16 protein-coding genes, 1 tRNA gene and 1 pseudogene are annotated in these 17873 nt (G+C 71.5%); 8 read left to right on the top strand and 10 right to left on the bottom strand.

Annotation, left to right across the window (positions count from 1 at the left end):
- Positions 1–38: 38 nt before the first annotated feature.
- Positions 39–1757 (bottom strand): patatin-like phospholipase family protein, encoded by a 1719-nt coding sequence (locus tag CUC05_RS09180; RefSeq protein ID WP_170127965.1) that lies wholly within the window; start codon positions 1755–1757, stop codon positions 39–41.
- Positions 1758–1960: 203 nt separating this feature from the next.
- Between CUC05_RS09180 and CUC05_RS24615 the strand changes: the two genes are divergently transcribed.
- Positions 1961–2113, top strand: a complete 153-nt coding sequence (locus CUC05_RS24615) for a hypothetical protein (RefSeq protein ID WP_157965397.1) — start codon at positions 1961–1963, stop codon at positions 2111–2113.
- Positions 2114–2166: 53 nt separating this feature from the next.
- Positions 2167–2559 (top strand): four-helix bundle copper-binding protein, encoded by a 393-nt coding sequence (locus CUC05_RS09175; protein ID WP_108665810.1) that lies wholly within the window; start codon positions 2167–2169, stop codon positions 2557–2559.
- Between the two features lie 61 nt (positions 2560–2620).
- On the opposite strand, the gene CUC05_RS24610 is transcribed toward CUC05_RS09175, so the two are convergent.
- Positions 2621–3313, bottom strand: a complete 693-nt coding sequence (locus CUC05_RS24610; protein WP_170127964.1) for an LmeA family phospholipid-binding protein — start codon at positions 3311–3313, stop codon at positions 2621–2623.
- 199 nt (positions 3314–3512) lie between these two features.
- On the opposite strand from CUC05_RS24610, the gene CUC05_RS09165 reads away from it, so the two are divergent.
- Positions 3513–5081: a plastocyanin/azurin family copper-binding protein gene (locus tag CUC05_RS09165; RefSeq protein WP_170127963.1), complete on the top strand. Its 1569-nt coding sequence runs from the start codon at positions 3513–3515 to the stop codon at positions 5079–5081.
- Positions 5082–5087: 6 nt separating this feature from the next.
- Here CUC05_RS09165 and CUC05_RS09160 read toward each other — a convergent pair whose 3' ends face one another.
- The 8 genes from CUC05_RS09160 to infC all read right to left on the bottom strand — a co-directional run bounded on the left by CUC05_RS09160 (position 5088) and on the right by infC (position 10898).
- Positions 5088–6269 (bottom strand): serine hydrolase domain-containing protein, encoded by a 1182-nt coding sequence (locus CUC05_RS09160; protein ID WP_205712235.1) that lies wholly within the window; start codon positions 6267–6269, stop codon positions 5088–5090.
- Between the two features lie 138 nt (positions 6270–6407).
- A complete protein-coding gene (locus CUC05_RS09155) occupies positions 6408–7562 on the bottom strand; it encodes a class I SAM-dependent methyltransferase (RefSeq protein ID WP_108665808.1) in 1155 nt (384 codons plus the stop codon).
- A gap of 22 nt (positions 7563–7584) precedes the next feature.
- A complete protein-coding gene (rplA, locus tag CUC05_RS09150) occupies positions 7585–8325 on the bottom strand; it encodes a 50S ribosomal protein L1 (protein WP_108665807.1) in 741 nt (246 codons plus the stop codon).
- A gap of 78 nt (positions 8326–8403) precedes the next feature.
- The gene (gene rplK / locus CUC05_RS09145; RefSeq protein WP_108665806.1) at positions 8404–8829 is read right to left on the bottom strand and encodes a 50S ribosomal protein L11; all 426 of its coding nucleotides are present in this window, start codon (positions 8827–8829) and stop codon (positions 8404–8406) included.
- 108 nt (positions 8830–8937) lie between these two features.
- Positions 8938–9807 carry a transcription termination/antitermination protein NusG gene (gene nusG / locus CUC05_RS09140; protein ID WP_108665805.1) on the bottom strand — a complete coding sequence of 290 codons (870 nt, stop codon included), beginning with the start codon at positions 9805–9807 and terminating at the stop codon, positions 8938–8940.
- Positions 9804–10028 carry a preprotein translocase subunit SecE gene (secE, locus tag CUC05_RS09135; protein WP_157965395.1) on the bottom strand — a complete coding sequence of 75 codons (225 nt, stop codon included), beginning with the start codon at positions 10026–10028 and terminating at the stop codon, positions 9804–9806. Before secE ends, nusG begins: the two co-directional genes overlap by 4 nt.
- 114 nt (positions 10029–10142) lie before the next feature.
- Positions 10143–10218, bottom strand: a tRNA-Trp gene (locus CUC05_RS09130).
- A 161-nt stretch (positions 10219–10379) separates the two neighbouring features.
- A complete protein-coding gene (infC, locus tag CUC05_RS09125) occupies positions 10380–10898 on the bottom strand; it encodes a translation initiation factor IF-3 (RefSeq protein WP_108665803.1) in 519 nt (172 codons plus the stop codon).
- 372 nt (positions 10899–11270) lie between these two features.
- On the opposite strand from infC, the gene CUC05_RS09120 reads away from it, so the two are divergent.
- The 5 genes and pseudogenes from CUC05_RS09120 to CUC05_RS09100 form a co-directional block, all read left to right on the top strand.
- Positions 11271–14330, top strand: coding sequence for an AfsR/SARP family transcriptional regulator (locus CUC05_RS09120; RefSeq protein WP_108665802.1), 3060 nt, complete (start codon positions 11271–11273; stop codon positions 14328–14330).
- Positions 14331–14380: 50 nt separating this feature from the next.
- Positions 14381–14857, top strand: a complete 477-nt coding sequence (locus CUC05_RS09115; RefSeq protein WP_108665801.1) for a hypothetical protein — start codon at positions 14381–14383, stop codon at positions 14855–14857.
- A gap of 10 nt (positions 14858–14867) precedes the next feature.
- Entirely contained in the window at positions 14868–16166 is a 1299-nt protein-coding gene (locus tag CUC05_RS09110; RefSeq protein WP_108665800.1) for a polysaccharide pyruvyl transferase family protein, read from the top strand.
- On the top strand, positions 16163–17449 hold the full coding sequence (locus CUC05_RS09105) for a Coenzyme F420 hydrogenase/dehydrogenase, beta subunit C-terminal domain (protein ID WP_205712234.1): 1287 nt from the start codon (positions 16163–16165) through the stop codon (positions 17447–17449). The genes CUC05_RS09110 and CUC05_RS09105 overlap by 4 nt, the downstream gene beginning before the upstream one ends.
- Positions 17450–17648: 199 nt before the next feature.
- Positions 17649–17873: pseudogene (locus CUC05_RS09100) on the top strand (hypothetical protein); the annotation flags it as partial.

The raw sequence follows: 17873 nt of genomic DNA, 5'->3' as shown, positions 1-17873 counted from the left end.
TCCCCTTCCGGAAAGCCACGCCCTCTGATCGCCCGATGCTACTCCCGGGCCGCGTCGGGCAACAGGGCTGCTGCGGCCGGTCGGCGCAGGTCGCCGGCGGCCTCCAGCGCCTGCTCGGTGGCGATCCTGCCGGCGGCAACGGCCAGCTCCATCTGTCCGAAGTCGAGCAGGTCGAGCCGGTCGACCACGGGGTCGATGACCAGGCGTGCGGCGCGACGGCCGCGGTCGACCTCGGTGTGGCTGGCCAGCGCCATCGTGGCCGTCAGCGTCTCGACGATGGTCGGCAGGGCGTCGGATCCTGCGCGGTCCCGCAGGCGGCGCATGGTGACGTCGGAGGCCAGGACCTCGCCTTCGTCCTCGGCGCACATGGTCGTGACCGGCAGGTTGTCCAGCACGCCGCCGTCGACGACGACCTGTCCCTCCCACCAGCGGGGAGGGGCCAGGCCGGGCAACGACATGGAGCAGGCCACGGCATCCCACAGCGACCCGCGGCGGTGCACGACGCTGGTGGCTCGGTCCAGCGATGCGCTGACGGCGAAGAAGGGTCGGGCCAGGTGCCGGACGTCGAGGTCACCGAACACCCGCTGCAGCATCCGCTCGGCGTCCTCGCCGCGGATCAGGGCGGTGCGCGGAACCGTCCAGTCGCGGAACGGCCTGGCGTCCACCAGCTCGCGGGTGGCGACCTCGCGGATGTCCGCGGCGCTGCGGCCGGTGGCCGCGAGGGCGCCGACGAAGGACCCCATGGAGGTGCCGGCGAACCGGTCGATGACGATCCCCGCCTGCTCGAGCGCCTCGAGGACGCCGATGTGGGCCAGCGCCCGCGCACCGCCGCCGGACAGCACGAGCCCGAGCGCCCGCCCTGTCAACCGTCGCACGAGGCGACCGAGGTCTGACCGTCGGTGCCCGTCACGGACCCGGTGGGTTGCCCTGGGCGCGACGGCGGCGTGCCACGCGTCGAGGACTGCCGGAGGACATCGGTCGTCCCCGAGCATCACCAGGTCGCTGCCCGACAGGTCGTCCCGGTCGGTGGGGACGGCCGTCGCCGGCGTGACGAGGAGGACCACGCGATCGGCCTGGCGAGCGCAGGTCCGTGCCCAGTCCTCCCGCGGCGGACCGCCGTCCATCAGGACCACGTCGTGGGTGCGCTCGAGCTGATCGAGCCGCCGGGACATGCGGTGCGGCAGGTCGCGGGAGTCGTGGCCGAACGTCGGCGGATCTACCAGGGTCGCGCAGCGGATCCCCTCGGCCGCCATGGCCTCGGCGAGGTCGGCGGTGACTGCGGAGCCTCGTGGGGGGTCGTCGGCCAGGACTGCGATGACGGTGCGCCGGGCGGTCGCGTCCCGCGCCGGGGGGTCGGCCCGCAGCATGGCAGTCAGGGCGCCGAGCATCGCGCCGGCGAAGTCCGGATCCGACAGCAACGGCACGACGTCGCGCTGGTGCAGCGCCAGCAGCTCGCAGTCCCGGACCGCCCTGGCCCCGGCCGAACGGGTCCCGCCCGACAGCAGCGCCAGCTCACCGAGGGAGTCCCCGGCCTGCATCACCGCGACCACGCGGGCGTCGCCGCCGGTGGACCGCACGATCTCCAGGCGTCCGCTGCGCACGAGGTACAGGGCCTCTCCCACGTCGCCCTGCCGGAACAGCCATCGACCCCCCTCGAGCCGTCGGGGGACCAGTCGCGCGGCGATGCGCTCCTGCAGGGGCAGGGGGACGCCGGCGGTCAGCCGCAACCCGGCCAGCACCGAGACGTAGGTGGTCACGCACACCCCCTCGTGTCGGGACGCCGTGCAGGGTCGACCGGTGGCCGTCAGCCGGCGCCTGCCGACGATACCGCTGGACCACGGGCTCCGGCGTCGGGGACGCAGTTCCCGACACGGCGCGATGCCGCGGATCGTCGAGCAGGAGATCGCGCCCCGGCGACGAACCAGCTGACGACCCATCCAATCCAGCCGAAAGGCATTCCATGTCCCGCGTGTTCGCCCTCGCCCTGTCCGCCCTCTTCGTCGCCGTCCTGGCGGGCCCGGCCGTCGCCGGTCCCGTCCCCACCACCGCGTGCGAGATCCAGCGCTTCATCGGCGTGGAGAACGTCAAGGAGTGCGAGCCGGACAGCCAGTAGGTCCCCGTGGCGGGACGGTTGGCGACCGGCGGGTCCGGGGTAGGACATCCCCCATGACCACCGCTGACATGCTCACGACCCATCCGTCCCGCGACACCTTCGACCTCGACGAGCTCGCGGCCGCCATCGACGCGGCCCTGCGCTGCGCCCAGACGTGCGCCACCTGTGCCGATGCCTGCCTGCACGGTGACGACCCCGCGTCGATGGTGACCTGCATCGACCTGGACACCCAGTGCGCGGCGATCTGCCGGACCACCGCCGAGATCCTGTCCCGACCGGGACCCAACGGCGACAGCTGGCGCGAGATCGTCAAGGCCTGCATCGCGACCTGCCGCGAGTGCGCGGCGGAGTGCAGCAGCCACGACCACGACCACTGCCAGCAGTGCGCCGAGGCCTGCACCGCATGCGCTGACGCCTGCGAGGCGCTGCTGGCCGTCGCCAGCTAGCTCCCACCAGCTCGACTCCCGGCCCCCGGCCGCCCGTCTCGCGACGAGATCGGGTGGCCGTTCAGCGCGACAGGACGACCGGGTCCAGGGTGCCGGTGAAGACCAGCCCCTCGGGCTCGACGACGACGCCGGTGACGACGACACCGTCGGGGCTGTGCAGCGGGATCGGATCGACCAAGCCGTCCGGGTCGCCGAGCAGCGCGCCCGCAGCCTCCGCGAGCGCGCCGTCGGGCCGGACGCGAAGCGCGTCGTCGACGACGGACAGGGCGAGGGGGACGCGCAGCAGGCCGGCGTCGAGGACCAGCGCGTCGTCGGTCACCACGAGCAGGCCAGCCAGGAGGACGGGGACGGCCGCGCGCACCTGATCCTCCGCCAGCACCGCCCGGAACGTCGCCGCCCCATCGGTGACCTCGTCCCCGTCGAAGGTGATCCCGCTGGCGTCGACCTCCAGCGTGTCGATGGTCACCGGTTGCCCCTCCAGCGGTACGTCGGTCGCGGTCAGGCTGACCGCGTCGATCCTGCCCGCGAGCACCCCCACCGCCGCCGGCCGCGAGGTGATGTCGACCTCGACGTCGACGGCCAGCTGGTCGGCGACGGCGCTGGCGATGCGTGACTCGGCCCGTCCGACGACCAGCGCCTCCCCGGCGAGCAGCACGAGGGCGAGGGCCACGACGAGAAGGCCAGCGAGCAGGACGCGGCGACGCACGCCCGGCACGGGGCGTGCGGACGGGGGCGGGGGCGGGGAAGCGGCCACGTTCCCATCCTCGGTCACGCTGCGTTCGGCGAAACGTGCCGATCGGCCATTCCACTGCCGCTGGACGCAGGATCGAACCCGGACAGGAGGACCCAGGACCCGCCCCAGGGGGGTCGATCGCCCCTCCTCCGACGTGCCCGACGGCGGTCCACTGTCATCAGGGCCGCATCCGGCGGTCGCCCCCAGGGAGGTACGCGCCATGCCCGAACGAACCGGACCGATGCTCCGTCGACGCGAGGTCATGAGCGCCCTGGTGATCGGCGCCGGTGCCGCGGCCTGCTCAGCGATGTCCTCGGAGGAGCGCAGCGCCGCCGATGCCATGGCCAGCGAGGAAGCGGCCGCCACCACCCTGGCGGCGCTGACGTGGACACCGGGTCACGAGCTGCCCTCCATCCACCCCGAGCTCGTCCCGCGGGCCTCGCTGCCCGTGGCCGATTCCTCCGAGCGCCACACCGCCTACGCCCCGGAGATGCCCCCGGCCGCAGCGCGCACCGAACCGGCCGTCTTCGACGTCGACCTGGAGGTCCTGGAGGGGGTCTGCCCGCTGGACCCCGCCAACGACGTCAGCACGATGATGTGGGGCTACCGGGTCGCCGGCGACGACGTGGTCTGCGGCTCCCCCGGACCGGTCCTGCGCGGCCGCGTCGGCGACGTCGCGCGCATCCGGCTGACCAACCTCGCCGGCAACTCCATGGCCCACAACATCGACTTCCACGCCGTGACCGGTCAGGGCGGTGGCGCCGAGGCGCTGACGGTGCTGCCCGGCGAGGCCGCGACCATCGAGGTCCGGCTGCTGTACCCCGGCGCGTTCATGTACCACTGCGCGTTCGGTGACGTGCCGGAGCACATCGTCCGTGGCATGTACGGCATGTTCGTGGTGGACCCCGAGACACCCATGCCGCACACCGACCACGAGTGGGCGGTGATGCAGTCGGAGTGGTACGTCGGCGAGCCCGACGGCGACGGGATCGCCGAGCTCGACCGCGACGCCCTGATGGCCGAGGACCCCCGCTACGTCACCTTCAACGGCAGGACCGACGCGCTGACTGGCGACAACGCCCTTCGCATGGAGGTGGGGCAGCGCGCCCGCATCCACATGGTCAACGAGGGGCTGAACCTGGACTCCAACTTCCACCCGATCGGCAGCCACTGGGACGCCGTGTGGCCCGAGGCCGCCACCCACGAGGTCAACACCCCGATCCGCGGCTCCCAGTCGACGTTGGTCGTGGCCGGGGGCGGCACCGTCGTCGACCTCGTCGGCCTCGTCCCGAGCACCGTCATCCTGGTCGACCACGCCCTGGTCCGGACCTTCTACAAGGGCGCCCTCGGGATGGTCGTCATCGAGGGCCGCGACAACGCCGAGCTGTTCACGAGCACGGCCGCCGCGGCGATCGGGGCCACGGCCACGACCGGCGCGACCGAGGCGCCCGCCACGGACGGCGCAACCCCGGACCCGGTGGCCACCGACACCGTCAGCATCCCCGACGGGGCGTTCGACCCCCAGAACAGCGACCGCGCCTACGACCCACCGGCGATCGTCGTGCCCGTCGGCACGACGGTCACGTGGACCAACGACGACGTCCTGCCCCACACCGTGACCACCGGATCCTCCGACGGCCGGGCGGGTGATCCCGACGGGCGCGTCGATTCCGGCGACATGGCCCCCGGGGACACGTTCGCCTTCACCTTCGACGAGGCCGGCGAGTACCCCTACTACTGCACGCCGCATCCGTGGATGCAGGGACTGGTGGTCGTGGAGGAGGCGTGACCACGGTCAGGGCGTTCGCACCGCCGCCAGGGCGACCGCGGCCAGCCTCGGCAACCGGAAGTCCGCGACCGGCGTGGACCCGCGGCCGAGCTTGTTGGTGACGAACGCCATCGCCAGCCCGGTCTCGGGATCCGCGAAGGCCCCCGAGCCACCCAGGCCGTAGTGGCCGAAGGCCATGCGGGGCTGGTTGCGGCGGTCGGCGGTGAAGGCCTGGTGGTAGCCCAGCCGCCAGCGCATCCGGAACCCGAGGACCCGGTCGCGATCCTTGGTGCGCACCCGGCCGGCCTCCTGCAGCACGTCATGGGGCAGGAACTCCTCGCCGTCCATGACCCCGCCGTTGGCCAGCGCCCCGTACATCCGGGCCAGCGACCGGGCGGTGAACATGCCGTTGGCCGCCGGGATGGTGGCCTGCCACATCGCCGGGGAGTTCATCATCTCGTCGAAGCCGTGCGGCAGCAGGGCATCGACGAACGGACGGAACCGGTCGACCTTCTTCACCCAGTGCCCGACGGCGGACAGGCTCATGCCGAACGGGGCGATCGTCTCGAAGAACGGGGCGATCCGCTGGTGCTGGTCCACGGGCGCGGAGATGTACAGGCCATCGAGCCCCAGCGGGCGACGGACCTCGTCGGCCAGCACGGCCTCGAAGGGTCGGCCCGTGGCCCCCTCGACGATCGCCGCGATCAGGTAGCCGTAGGTCATGGCGTGGTATGCCGGCACCCCGCGGGTGTCCTCGGGACGTCGCCCGGCGAGGACGTCCGCCATGCGGCGATGGTCGAGCAGGTCCCCGCTGGCCTCGGCGATGCCGCGGACCCGGTGCAGGCCCGAGCGATGCGTCATCACGTCGGCGACGAGCAGGTCGTGCTTGTCCCGGGCGGCGAAGGCCGGCCAGTACGTGGCGACGGGTTCGTCGACGTCGAGGACGCCCCTGGCGACGAGCCGATGGACCAGGGTGCTCGTGACGCCCTTGGTGGTGGAGAACGACATGGCCATGGTGTCGGACCGCCACGGTCGGCCGGAGTGCACGTCGGCGAAGCCGCTCCACACGTCCAGCACGGGTTCGCCGTGCAGGTAGACCGCCAGCGCCCCACCTCCGTCGCGCGGCTTGCGGTACAGGGCCTCGAAGGCGCGTGCGACCGCAGAGAAGCGAGGGTCGATCAGCTGTGCGGTCGGGCTGGTCCATGCCACGGCAGGTGGTCCGTCCGTCGCGGCCGTGGAGGGGACGGAGGACGTGGGATCGGACGGCGGCGAAGTGGAGGGATCCAGCACTCCCTTGATCCTACGGCCGGTGACCACGGTCACCCAACATCCAGACGTCGGGTGGGACTACCGCCGCTTGCCGGGCACGATGCGCGACGCGGCGCCGGCAGCGGTCCGCGCCACCCTGAAGCTGCGGGACCCGCGAACGGCGTCGAGCTCCGCTTCGGCCGCCTCCGCCCGGGCGACGGCGGCTTCGTGTGCCTCCCGGTGTGCCCTCGCGTCCTGCTTGACACGATCGAGCTGTGCCCGCAACGCCGCGATCTCCGCATCCCGGTCAGCCCGTGCGGCCTCCACGGCGGTGCTCCTGACGTCCTCCAGCCGGGCCAGCGCCTCGGCGCGGTCGCGTCGCGCCTCGGTCGTGGACCGCACCAGCGCCTCCTGCAGGATGACGCGGAACAGGTCGAGGTCGGCGTCGCGATGGGCGTGCGCGTCCGCACGCCGGAGCAACGGCGCGATGACCTCCTCGGGGGTCGAGGAATCCTCGCCGGTCCGCAGCAGCAGCGCGTGGCGGTAGGCCGGTTCGGCGATGTCGGCCTCGTAGAAGGCGCGGTTGAGGAAGCGCTGCGTGACCTCGACTGGTTCGTCGTCACCGATCGCCAGCAGGTGGAAGAACGTCAGCATGCCGGCGAACCAGCGGTCGATGCGGCCGCTGGGCATCACGGCGACCGGGCCGAAGGGTTCCAGGAGGGCGCGGCTGGCCTCCAGGTCCGGGTGGCCGTAGCCGAGGTGCTCGTCGAGGATGGCGATCGTCGGCATGTCCGGGGCGAAGCGGTTGGCGACGTACTCCCGCAGCGCGGTGTCGGCGTCGGCCACACCGGGCGCCTCGAACGGGCACAGCACGAACGCCCACCTTGCGGCCACCCGTGCGGTCTCGCGCAGGAACGCGGCCCGCGACTCCGGACGGACGTGCTCGAGGGTGTCCATCGACACGACGACGTCGAAGGCGTCATCGGCGAACGGCAGCGCCGCGCCGTCGGCCAGCACCAGCCGGGGTGCCTGCTCGAACCACTCGCTCGGCTGGAACAGGTCGGTGGACGTCACGGTCGCGTCCGGCATGAAGGCCTGGAGCGATCCGGGGCCGCCGCCCAGGTCCAGGACGCGGGCATCCGGGCCGACGGTGGCCGAGATGACCTCCGCCGCCAGCCGGTACCGGGCGAAATGGTCGAACGGCCGCCTCAGCAGGGAATCCTGCTGGGCGGCCGTCAGACTGGTCCAGCTCATCGGCTGGGGTGTTCCTCTCGCGCTAGGCGGTGGCTGCAGCCTCGGAGGCCACGGCCCCGTCGGCTTCCCACTCGTCGCGGCTGCGGGGCTCGACGCGGATCGAGGGACCCTGCGAGGTGGACGCCGCGATGCTGCGGATGTAGCGACCCTTGGCCGACGCCGGACGAAGGCGCTGGAGCTCCTCGATGAGGGCGTTGTAGTTGGCCCACAGGTCCTTGGCGGCGAACGACGCCTTGCCGATCACGGCGTGCACGTTGCCCTGCCGGTCGACGCGGAAGTCGATCTTGCCGCCCTTGGCGTCGCCGACGGCCTTGGCGACGTCCATGGTCACCGTGCCGGTCTTGGGGTTCGGCATCAGGCCACGCGGGCCGAGCACCTTGCCGAAGCGACCGACCTTGCCCATCTGGTCCGGCGTCGCGATGACGACGTCGAAGTCCAGGTTGCCGGCCTCGATCATCTCCACGAGGGTGTCGGAACCGACGATGTCGGCACCGGCCTCGCTGGCCTCGGTGGCCTTGGGACCCTCGGCGAACACCGCGACGCGGTTGGTCTTGCCGGTGCCGGAGGGGAGGATGACCGAACCCCGGACCATCTGGTCGGCCTTCCGCGGGTCGACGCCCAGGCGGAGGGCGACCTCGACGGTCGGGTCGAAGGAGACGGTCGTGGTCTCCTTGATGAGGGTCATGGCCTCGGACGGGCTGTAGACCTTGTCACGGTCGATCTTGGCCGCTGCGGCCTCGTAACGCTTTCCACGCTTTGCCATTGGTGTGTCTCCTGAGTGGTGCAGGCGGACGGCACGCTGGCCGCCCTCCCACGTCGGAATCGGGGTCTTCGGTGCCTGCTAGTCGACGACGACGAGGCCCATCGAGCGGGCGGTGCCCTCGATGATCTTCGTGGCGGCGTCGATGTCGTTGGCGTTGAGGTCCGGCATCTTCATCTCGGCGATCTCGCGGACCTTGTCACGCTGGATCTGGCCGACCTTGTTGCGGTTCGGCTCGCCCGACCCCTTCTCGAGGTTGGCGGCCTTCAGCAGCAGCTTGGCCGCCGGCGGCGTCTTGGTGATGAAGGTGAAGGAGCGGTCCTCGAAGACCGTGATCTCCACCGGGATGACGTTCCCGGCCTGGGCCTGGGTCCTGTCGTTGTAGGCCTTGCAGAACTCCATGATGTTGACGCCGTGCTGGCCGAGCGCCGGGCCCACGGGGGGCGCCGGGGTGGCCTGGCCGGCCGGGATCTGGAGCTTGATGAGGCCCATGACCTTCTTTGCCATGATGTGTCTCCTTCGTGGTACGAGTGGGCGCTTCCGCACGTGGCGGAGGGATTCGCGCCCTCCCACGGATCGGGGGTCGGGGGCGTTGGCCCCTGGATCGGGGGGTTGCTACAGCTTGGCGACCTGGTCGAACGTCAGCTCGACGGGGGTCTCGCGACCGAAGATCGACACGAGGACCTTCAGCTTCTCCTGGTCGGCGTTGATCTCCGAGATCGTCCCGGTGAAGTCGGCGAAGGGGCCGGAGGTCACACGGATGTTCTCGTTGACGTCGAAGTCGACCGTCGTCTTCTTGGTCTTGGTGGTCTCCTCTTCCTCCTCCGGCTGGACGAGGATCTTCTCGACCTCGGCGCGGGAGAGGGGCACGGGGCGTGCACCGGGGGGACCGACGAACCCGGTCACGGCCGGCGTGTTGCGGACCACGTACCAGGACTCGTCGTCGAGGTCCATGCGCACCAGCACGTAGCCGGGGAAGACCTTCTTCTTGACCTGCTGCTTCTTGCCGCCCTTGATCTCGACCGCATCCTCCGTCGGGATGATGATGTCGTAGATCCGGTCGTCCATGTTCATGGACTGGATGCGGCTGTTGAGGTTCTCCTGGACCTTCTTCTCGTAGCCCGCGTAGGTGTGGACCACGTAGTAGTCGCCCGGAAGGCGCATCGGGTCGAAGCGCTTGGGCTTCACCTCGACGGGCTCCTCCTCCGCGGCCTCGTCGGCGTCGGAGGCGTCGGCCTCGGCGGACACGTCCTCGGTCTCGGCGTCCTCGGTGTCGGCGTCCTCGTCGGACTCGTCGTCGACACCAGCCGCGCTCAGCAGGTCGTCGAGGTCGTCGCCGTCCTCGTCGTCTGCGTCGGCATCGGCGTCAGCGGCGTCCTCTGCCTCGGGCTCGACCTCGGCAGCGTCCGCAGGCGCTGCCTGGGTGTCGGCAGCGTCGTCCTCGGTCGCCTGAGCCTGCAGGTCCTCGACGTCGTCCGCACTCATCCGAAGATCCAGAAGACGATCTGGCCGAACAGCTGGTCGAGGCCGAAGATGATGGCGCCGAGCACGAGGGTCACGGCCAGGACGATCAGGGAGTACTGGGCGACCTCCTGACGCGAGGGCCACGCCACGCGGCGGAGCTCCACGCGGACTTCCTTCATGAACTGGCCGGGACCGGTGCGCTTGGCGCGCTCGGGTCCGCCGGTGTTGGTTGTGTCGCTCATCGTGCGCCTGAGGGTCGCGGTCTGGCTCGGGAACACCGCCGGAGGACGGCGGTGGGGGACCGGAATGGTCCGACAGGGGTGGTCACCCGTCTGGAGGGGACCACCGGCCTGGTGTGGCAGGGGCGGAGGGAATCGAACCCACGACCTTCGGTTTTGGAGACCGACGCTCTGCCAATTGAGCTACGCCCCTGTGCAAACGGGCCGTTCGGAGAGCGACCTGCCCGCATAGGAAAACCACCGCCAACGCGATGGAACGACGAGTATAGGCAGCCTGCACCCCCATCGGCAACCGTGACACGACGTCCGAACGGACCGATCACCGATGACGACCCGGCCGCCCCCCGTCATGGCCTACGAGGCGCCTGCCTTGGGCGCCATGACCATGGTCGCGAAACGACCCTGCAGACCGGAGCGGTTCTCCACGGTCCCCACGTCGGACAGGTCCTCGATGACCTTGTCGAGCAGCGCGAGACCCATCTCGGGGCGACGCAGCTCACGCATGCGGAACATGACCTGGAAGCGAACGCTGTAGCCCTGCGTCAGGAACTTGCGGGCCTGCCGGACCTTCGTGTCGAAGTCGTGGTCGTCGGTCTTGGGCCGCAAGCGGATCGCCTTCTGGCCGCTCGCCTTCTGCTTCTTCCGGGCGTCGCGGGCAGCGCGTTCCTGCTCGTAGACGTACTTGCCGTAGTCCATGACCTTGGCCACGGGCGGCTGTGCGTTGGGCGCAACCTCGACAAGGTCCAGGTCTGCCTCGCGGGCCGCATCGATGGCGATCTTCAGCGGCACGATGCCGATCTGCTCACCGGTGGGTCCGATCAAACGGACTTCCTTTGCGCGAATCTCTTGGTTCGTCGCGAGTCGTTCGCTCACATCTCTCCTAGCTCGGGGTCAAGAAACGGCGACCCACGGACGTCCGCTGGGCCGCACGGGGAGGACACCCTCCACGAGGGCATGGTGTACCCACCTGCGCACAAGGTAAAGGCTCGACCCGATACGGGCAGCTCGCACTACGCAGCGTATATCAAGACCGGCTGACCCTGTTGCGTTGCCATACGCACCGTTATATACCTGACCGCGAAAGGTCTTCCTGAGTGCGTTCGAGCTCCGTGAGGGCGGGGCCTGCACCAGGGACGCTGTGAGGAGGCCCCGTGGGAGGGGCGACGGACAAGTGGGCTCCACACCGCGTGTGGCGGGACCGCACGACGGACCGGAGGGGCCGGGCAAGGTAGTGAGGGGCCGCCCGTGGCGTTGGTCGAGATCCGGTTGCTGGGGACCTTTCGCGTGCGGCGGACCGACGGGACCTACGTCGCGGCATCGGACTGGCGCACGATGATGACCCGCTCGCTGCTGGCCCTCGTGGCGCTCAGGGCCCCGCACCCCGTGCCCGTCGACGTGGCCCTCGAGGCCATCTGGCCCGGAGTCGATCCCGGCCGCTCGAGGGCGCGCCTGCGCACGGCCGCCTCGCAGGTCCGCAAGGCCGTCGGCAGCAACTGCCTCCAGCGCGAGGGCGACACGCTGGTGCTTCGCGAGGCATGGGTCGACGCGGGTGCCTTCGAGGCCTCGGTCGCACGAGTGCGCCGCCGGTACATGATGGAGGATGCCGAGAGCGGCCTCGCGCTTGCGCAGAGCGCCCTCGCCACGTTCGCGGGCGACATCTCCGACGACTGGCCGGGCGCCGACTGGATCGACGAGCAGCGGCGGCACCTGCACCAGCTGCACCTGTCCCTGCTCGTCGAGTCCGCCGAGGCCGCGATCTCGATCGGGGCCTGGCGCCTGGCCCAGATGCTCTCGGACCGGGCGGCCGGCATCGACCCCTGCTCCGAACGAGCCTGCCGCGCCCTCATGGAGTCCTCGGCCCACCTCGGCGAAACGGGCCGCGCCCTGCGGGCATACGAGAGCTGCCGGAACGCGCTGGTCGACACGCTGGGCGCCGACCCCTCGGAGCGGACCGATGCGCTCCACCTCGGGCTGTTGCGCAAGGTGGCCGCGCGCCCCGCGGTGCCCTTCGTCGGCCGACAGGTCCTGCGTCAGCACCTGCAGCAACGGATCGGCAGCGCCTTCCGCGCGCGACACGCGATCCTCGTGCACCTCGTCGGTGAACCCGGCGTCGGCAAGAGCCGCCTGCTCGACGAGATCGCGCAGTACACCGACGGTGTGGCCACGTTGGTCAGGCTGGACTCCGTGCAGGGCCTGGCCCCCGGCAGCGCCCACGAACGGATCCTCCGGCCGATCGTGGGCCAGGACGGTCGCATCACCGTCTCGGAGCCCACCCTGCTGTGCGTTGACGATGCCCAGTGGGCCGACACCCAGTCGCTCACCCTCCTGGCCGACGAGCTCGCCGACCTGTCGGTGCCGCTGGCCGTGGTCACCGCTGGTGCCGCTCGGGACGACGTGACCGGCCGGGGCGACGTGGTCGGCGTCGACCCGCTGCGACGGGACGAGGCGGCACGGTTGATCGACTTGGTCCTCGAGCGAACCGCCGATCCCGACGTGCGCCAGGGCTTGCTCGATCGCTCCGGCGGGATCCCCGCGCTGCTGATCGACGAGTGCGTTCGCCACCAGCTGGTCGGCGAGTCCGAAGACGTCGACCCTCCGTCGTCAGTGGCGCCGGAGGGCAGGCCGGAGGAGATCGTGGAACGGGCCAGGGAGCGCCTGACCCCGAGCGAGCTGGAGGTGCTGGAGGTGCTCGCAGTGCTGGGGACTCCGGCCGACGCACCGGGCCTCCGCCACCTGGTGCCCGACACCGATGCCGTGGAGAGCACCCTCGACGTCCTGGAGGACTGCGGTGTGCTCCAACGCAACGAGGGCAGCTGGTCGTTCGCCGACGAGGACACCCGGCTGGCTGCCTACCGCTGGCTGCGCCCCAGCGTCCGACGGCAGCTGCATCGACGGATCGCCCGGTGCACCGCCTTCCCCACGAGCAGGACCGCCCGGCTCGGGCACTGGGTGGAGGCAGGCGCGCCGGTTCGGAGCATGGACGTCTCGCGGCCGGATGTCGTCTCCCTGAAGGACGGTCCGAGCGGGATGCTCCCCGTGCCCACGGAGCTGCAGGTGTTGACCGAGGGGGCGCGCGCCTCCGACCGGCTGGCAGGGATCGCTGCGGTCCTGGAGGCCTCCGATGGGGTCGAGGAGGACGTCATGGTCCGCGCGCTGGATGCGGCGATCGCCATGGCGAGCACGGACGCCCCGGACCTGCTGCCGCGCCTGTACCGGCGTCGCGCGGCCCTCCAGGCGCCGGGTGACGACCCCTACGGCTGGTACGAGCTGGCGCGCAGTGCCGTGCCGGACAACGACGTCGTGGAGCGCTGTCACGTCGAGATGACGGGGGCCCGCATCCTGGCGCGCTGGTCGGTGCCGAGGGCGACCGAGGCGGCCTCGGCAGCGGTCGTGCTCGCCGACCGAGCAGCCGATCCGATGCTGCAGGTCCGCAGCCGCTCCCACCTCGGCGTGCAGTACCTCGCCACCCGCCGGATCAAGGACGCGTCGAGAGCCGGACGCACGGCGGCCGCGATCGCCGAACGAACCGGATCGCGAGCCTTGATGGTCCAGGCCCTGCTGGGCGTCGCGTCACCGAGGTTGTGGGTGGGACAGGCTCCCGAGGCGATGGAGACGCTCGAACGTGCCTGGACCATGTCAGTGGAGTACCCCCGCCTGAACGGGATCGCCGCTGGCTGGTTCGCCCGGGCGCTGCACGAGGTCGGTGCAGACGACGTCGACCGCGCGCTCACCGTGTCCGCGCGTGCAGCCGATCGTGCACCGCGCAGCCCGCATCACGCCATCGAGGCCGAGATACTCCTGGAACGTGGGGACCCAGCGGCAGCCCTCGGCCGGCTGGAGACGGCGACAGCGGTATCGGGGCGTGCACCTGCCATGCAGTTCGTGTGGCTGAACCTGCTCCTCGCCCGCGCGCACGCTGCCCTCGGCGACCACGAACACGCCTCGGAGATGGTGCAGCAGAGCATCCTGGTCAGCAGCCACAGCGGTGCGACGCTGCTCCTGGCGGAGGCCTACGCCCGCCTGGCGGCGTTGCAGGCCCCGAGCGACCCCGATGCGGCGAACCGGTCGTTGGGCCGCGCCGTCGCTGCCAGCGGGGGGCGGCCGTTCCCACGGGAGCAGACCGTCATGCTCCTGTGCCACGCCGAGGTCCTGGACGCACTCGGGCGACCCGGGGGGGCGATCGGGTTCGCCGAGGCCGCCCGCTCGATCGCGGCCCGGGAGGGGCTGCGGATTCGCGAGGCCGAAGCCGAGGCGTTCCTGCGTCGTCATCGCGGCACGAACCGGACGCCGGCCTCGGTGGCCTGAGGCAGCGTGGAGTTGACGATCCTCTGACGACCGCCGACAACGCTCCATGGGTGGTCACCACGAACCGCCGTCTGGTCCTCGGCCTCGTCCGAGAACCCGGACATCCGTCGGAGGTCATCGTCCGGGGGGCGAGGACCACCACACGGATGCCGCTGCAGCACCTCGGCGCGTTCCTCGAGGGCCTGGCCCACGAACCCGACGGCCCCGACACGGCCAGCGGAGCCGACGCCGGCAAGGGCACCGACGCCGGCACCGTCACCGGCACCGAGCGGGAGAGTTTGCGTTCGGTTGATGACCCTGGGCGAACGTCCATCGACATGGACGACACGATCTCGCTGCGACTGGTCATCGAGCTGGTCAACGACACCTCGGGCAACACCCGCGTCAACCTCCACCGCTTCGACCGCTCGGTCGACTACGGCCCCGTGAGCGTGTACGACCTGCCGGCCATCATCGAGGCGCTGGCCCCCACGCACGACCCGACCCGACAGGTCGTCGTGGATCTCACCGACGACACCAGCAGCTGAGCGGCCCACCATGTCCTCGAGGACGCGCACCGTCCGCCACGGCGAAGCCGTCGGCACCGGCCCGCGCATCTGCCTGTTCGGCGCGGCTCCGGACTCGGGCAACCACGGGGTGTCGGCTTTGATGCTGGCCACCGTCGACGGACTCTCCCGTCGCCACCCCGACGCCGTCATCACCGTGTTCGACAACGGGCTCGGGGCCCGTCGCCGCACGTTCGTGGTGGGCGATCGGACCGTGACGGTGGACTGTGTCGGCTTCCGTGGCGGGCGGCGCTACACCCGCCCCGAGAACCAGCTCACCACGCGGGTGGCCGCCCGAGCCGGAGGGCTCGGCAACCCGGGCGCCGCTGCGGTCCTGTCCGCTGACGTGGTGCTGGACCTCACCGCAGGGGACAGCTTCACCGACCTCTACGGCCGCGAACGGTTCGCCACCACGGCCGCGGGCAAACGACTCGCGCTGGCCGCTGGACGCCCCCTGGTGCTGCTGCCGCAGACCTACGGGCCGTTCCGCCACCGTCGGACGTTGCACCAGGCCACGGCGTTGTTGCGGGGCGCGACCGCGGCCTGGGCGCGAGGTGCGGACAGCCACCGGCAGATGGTCAGGATGCTCGGGCCGCACCACGACCCGGCACGCCACCACCGGGGCGTCGACATGGCGTTCACGCTGCCGCCCACACCTCCCGGACCCGACGTGATGGCGCAGGTCGAGCGAACGTGGGGCATGGTTCCCGGGGCGCCCGTGGCCGGGGTCAACGTCAGCGGACTCCTGTACGGCCGTCCCGATGCAGGGCAGCGATACGGCCTCGCTGTGGACTACGACCGAACCGTCCGGGGCATCGTGGTCGGCCTCCTCGAGGCGGGCGTGACGGTCCTCCTCGTCCCCCACGTCCGCAACGACATCGTCGCCTGCCGCGCGCTGGCCGCCGACGTCCACGACCGGAGGCTCGTCGTCGCGCCGACCGAGCTCGGTGCGGCGGAGACCAAGTGGCTCATCGGCCGAACCGACTTCTTCTGCGGCACCCGCATGCACGCCACCATCGCGGCGCTGACGTCATCGGTGCCGACATGCGCGATCGCCTACAGCCCCAAGACCGCGGAGGTGTTCCGCACCCTCGGTGTGGCCGATCGTGTGGTCGATGCGCGCCGGGACGGTACCGAGGACGTCGTCGCGGCCGTCCTGCAGGGGTGGGAGGAACGCCGGGCGATCCGTACGGTCCTCGAGCGGTCCGTCCCGGTGGCCGTCGGCCACGCAGTGGCGCAGCGCGACGCCATCCTCGACGTCGTCGACCGCCTGGTGGGGGCAGGCTCGTGAGTCCGATCGCCGGCATCGAGGACGTGGCTGCCCGCAACCTCTGCACTGGCTGCGGCACGTGTGCGTTCGTCCAGCCCGGCGAGATACGGATGATCAACGACGTCGACCAGGGCCGTCGCCCGCTGGTGGCCCCGGGCGCCGACACCGCCCGAGCCCTGGGTGCGTGCCCGGGCATCGCGATGGGGCATCCCTCCTCGCACCCCGTCGACAGCGACCCCGACCTGCTCCCGGACTGGGGCCCGGTGCTGGAGGTCTGGGAGGGCCACGCCGCGGACCCCGACATCCGGTTCCGGGGCTCCAGCGGCGGCGTCGCCACGGCGCTGGCGGTCCACTGCCTGACCGACGGGGGGATGCGCGGCGTCCTGCACACGGCAGCCGATCCGACCGCGCCGCTGCTCAACCGGACCGTCCTCAGCCGGACTCGCGAGGAGGTCGTGTCGGCGGCCGGATCGCGGTACGCGCCCGCAAGCCCCTGCGACGGGCTCGGCGTCGTCGCGGCGGAACCGGGTCCGTGCGCGATGATCGGCAAGCCCTGCGACATCGCCGGGGCCCGACGAGCCGCGCGGCTGGACCCTCGGCTCGACGAGCGGCTGCAGCTGACCGTCGGCATCTTCTGCGCGGGCACGCCATCGACCCGCGCGACGATCGAGCTCGCCGCGCGCCTCGGCTTCGACGATCCGGGCCAGATCACCTCGGTTCGGTACCGCGGCAACGGCTGGCCCGGCGACGCGGAGGTCCGGGGCATCGTCGACGGACAGGTCGTGACGCGGCGGACGAGCTACGAGGACTCGTGGGGACAGCTGCAGTCACGCCGGCAGTGGCGCTGCCACGTCTGCATCGACCACACCGGCGAGTTCGCCGACATCGCCGTCGGTGACCCCTGGTACCGCACGCTCGACCCGGGCGAGGCGGGTTCGTCGCTGATCCTGGTCCGCACTCCACGGGGGCGTGCCGCGCTGGCCGAGGCCATCGCGGCCGGCCACGTCGTCGCCGCGCGCGTCGACCCGTCCCTGCTCCCGCGGTCGCAGCCGAACCTGCGGCGGACGCGCGGGGCGGTCTGGGCACGGATCCTCGTGTCGCGCCTCCTGGGCGTGGCGGCTCCGAGGTACACCAACATGCCGGCGTGGCACCTCTGGCTGTCCCTGTCCCCGCGGGACAAGGCCCGGTCGGTGGTGGGAACGGTGCGACGCATCCGCCGCCGGAGCCTTCGTCGACGGCACCAGCCGACCGAATGGGTCGCCCCGCGGGCCACGACGACGTCCCCGTCCCCCCGGAGCGAGTAGGGGCGGGCGTCCAACGCCACCGCCGAGCGGGGAGCGCACGGATCGCGACTGTGGGTGCGCCCACATCACGCTGCATTGAAGAAATGACTAGTCGCCTTGAGTCATTCTGGTCTCCGCATGCATGGGCGGGCTAAATCCGGACACAACGAGGGTCGACACGGTGGGTATCCCCCGACCCACTCACCGGAGTCCCTCCCTCATGACACGAACCTCCCGCCTGCACCCCCTCGGTGTGCTGTCCGCCCTGCTGGCAGTGGTCCTGCTCGCCGGGCCAACCCCGTCCTCGGCCGCAGCCTCCTCCACACCTCCGACGAACCTGCTGAGCGCCGACCAGCAGGACGTCGAGGCCACCACCAACGGCTGGACCGAGCAGGGCAACACCACCCTCGCCCACACCACCCCCGGCTCGACCGGCACCCACTCC

The sequence above is a fragment of the Euzebya rosea genome (assembly GCF_003073135.1).
Lineage (GTDB): Bacteria > Actinomycetota > Nitriliruptoria > Euzebyales > Euzebyaceae > Euzebya > Euzebya rosea.
The sequence above is the reverse complement of the archived record's forward strand: the minus strand, read 5'-3'. Positions and strand labels throughout refer to the sequence as shown.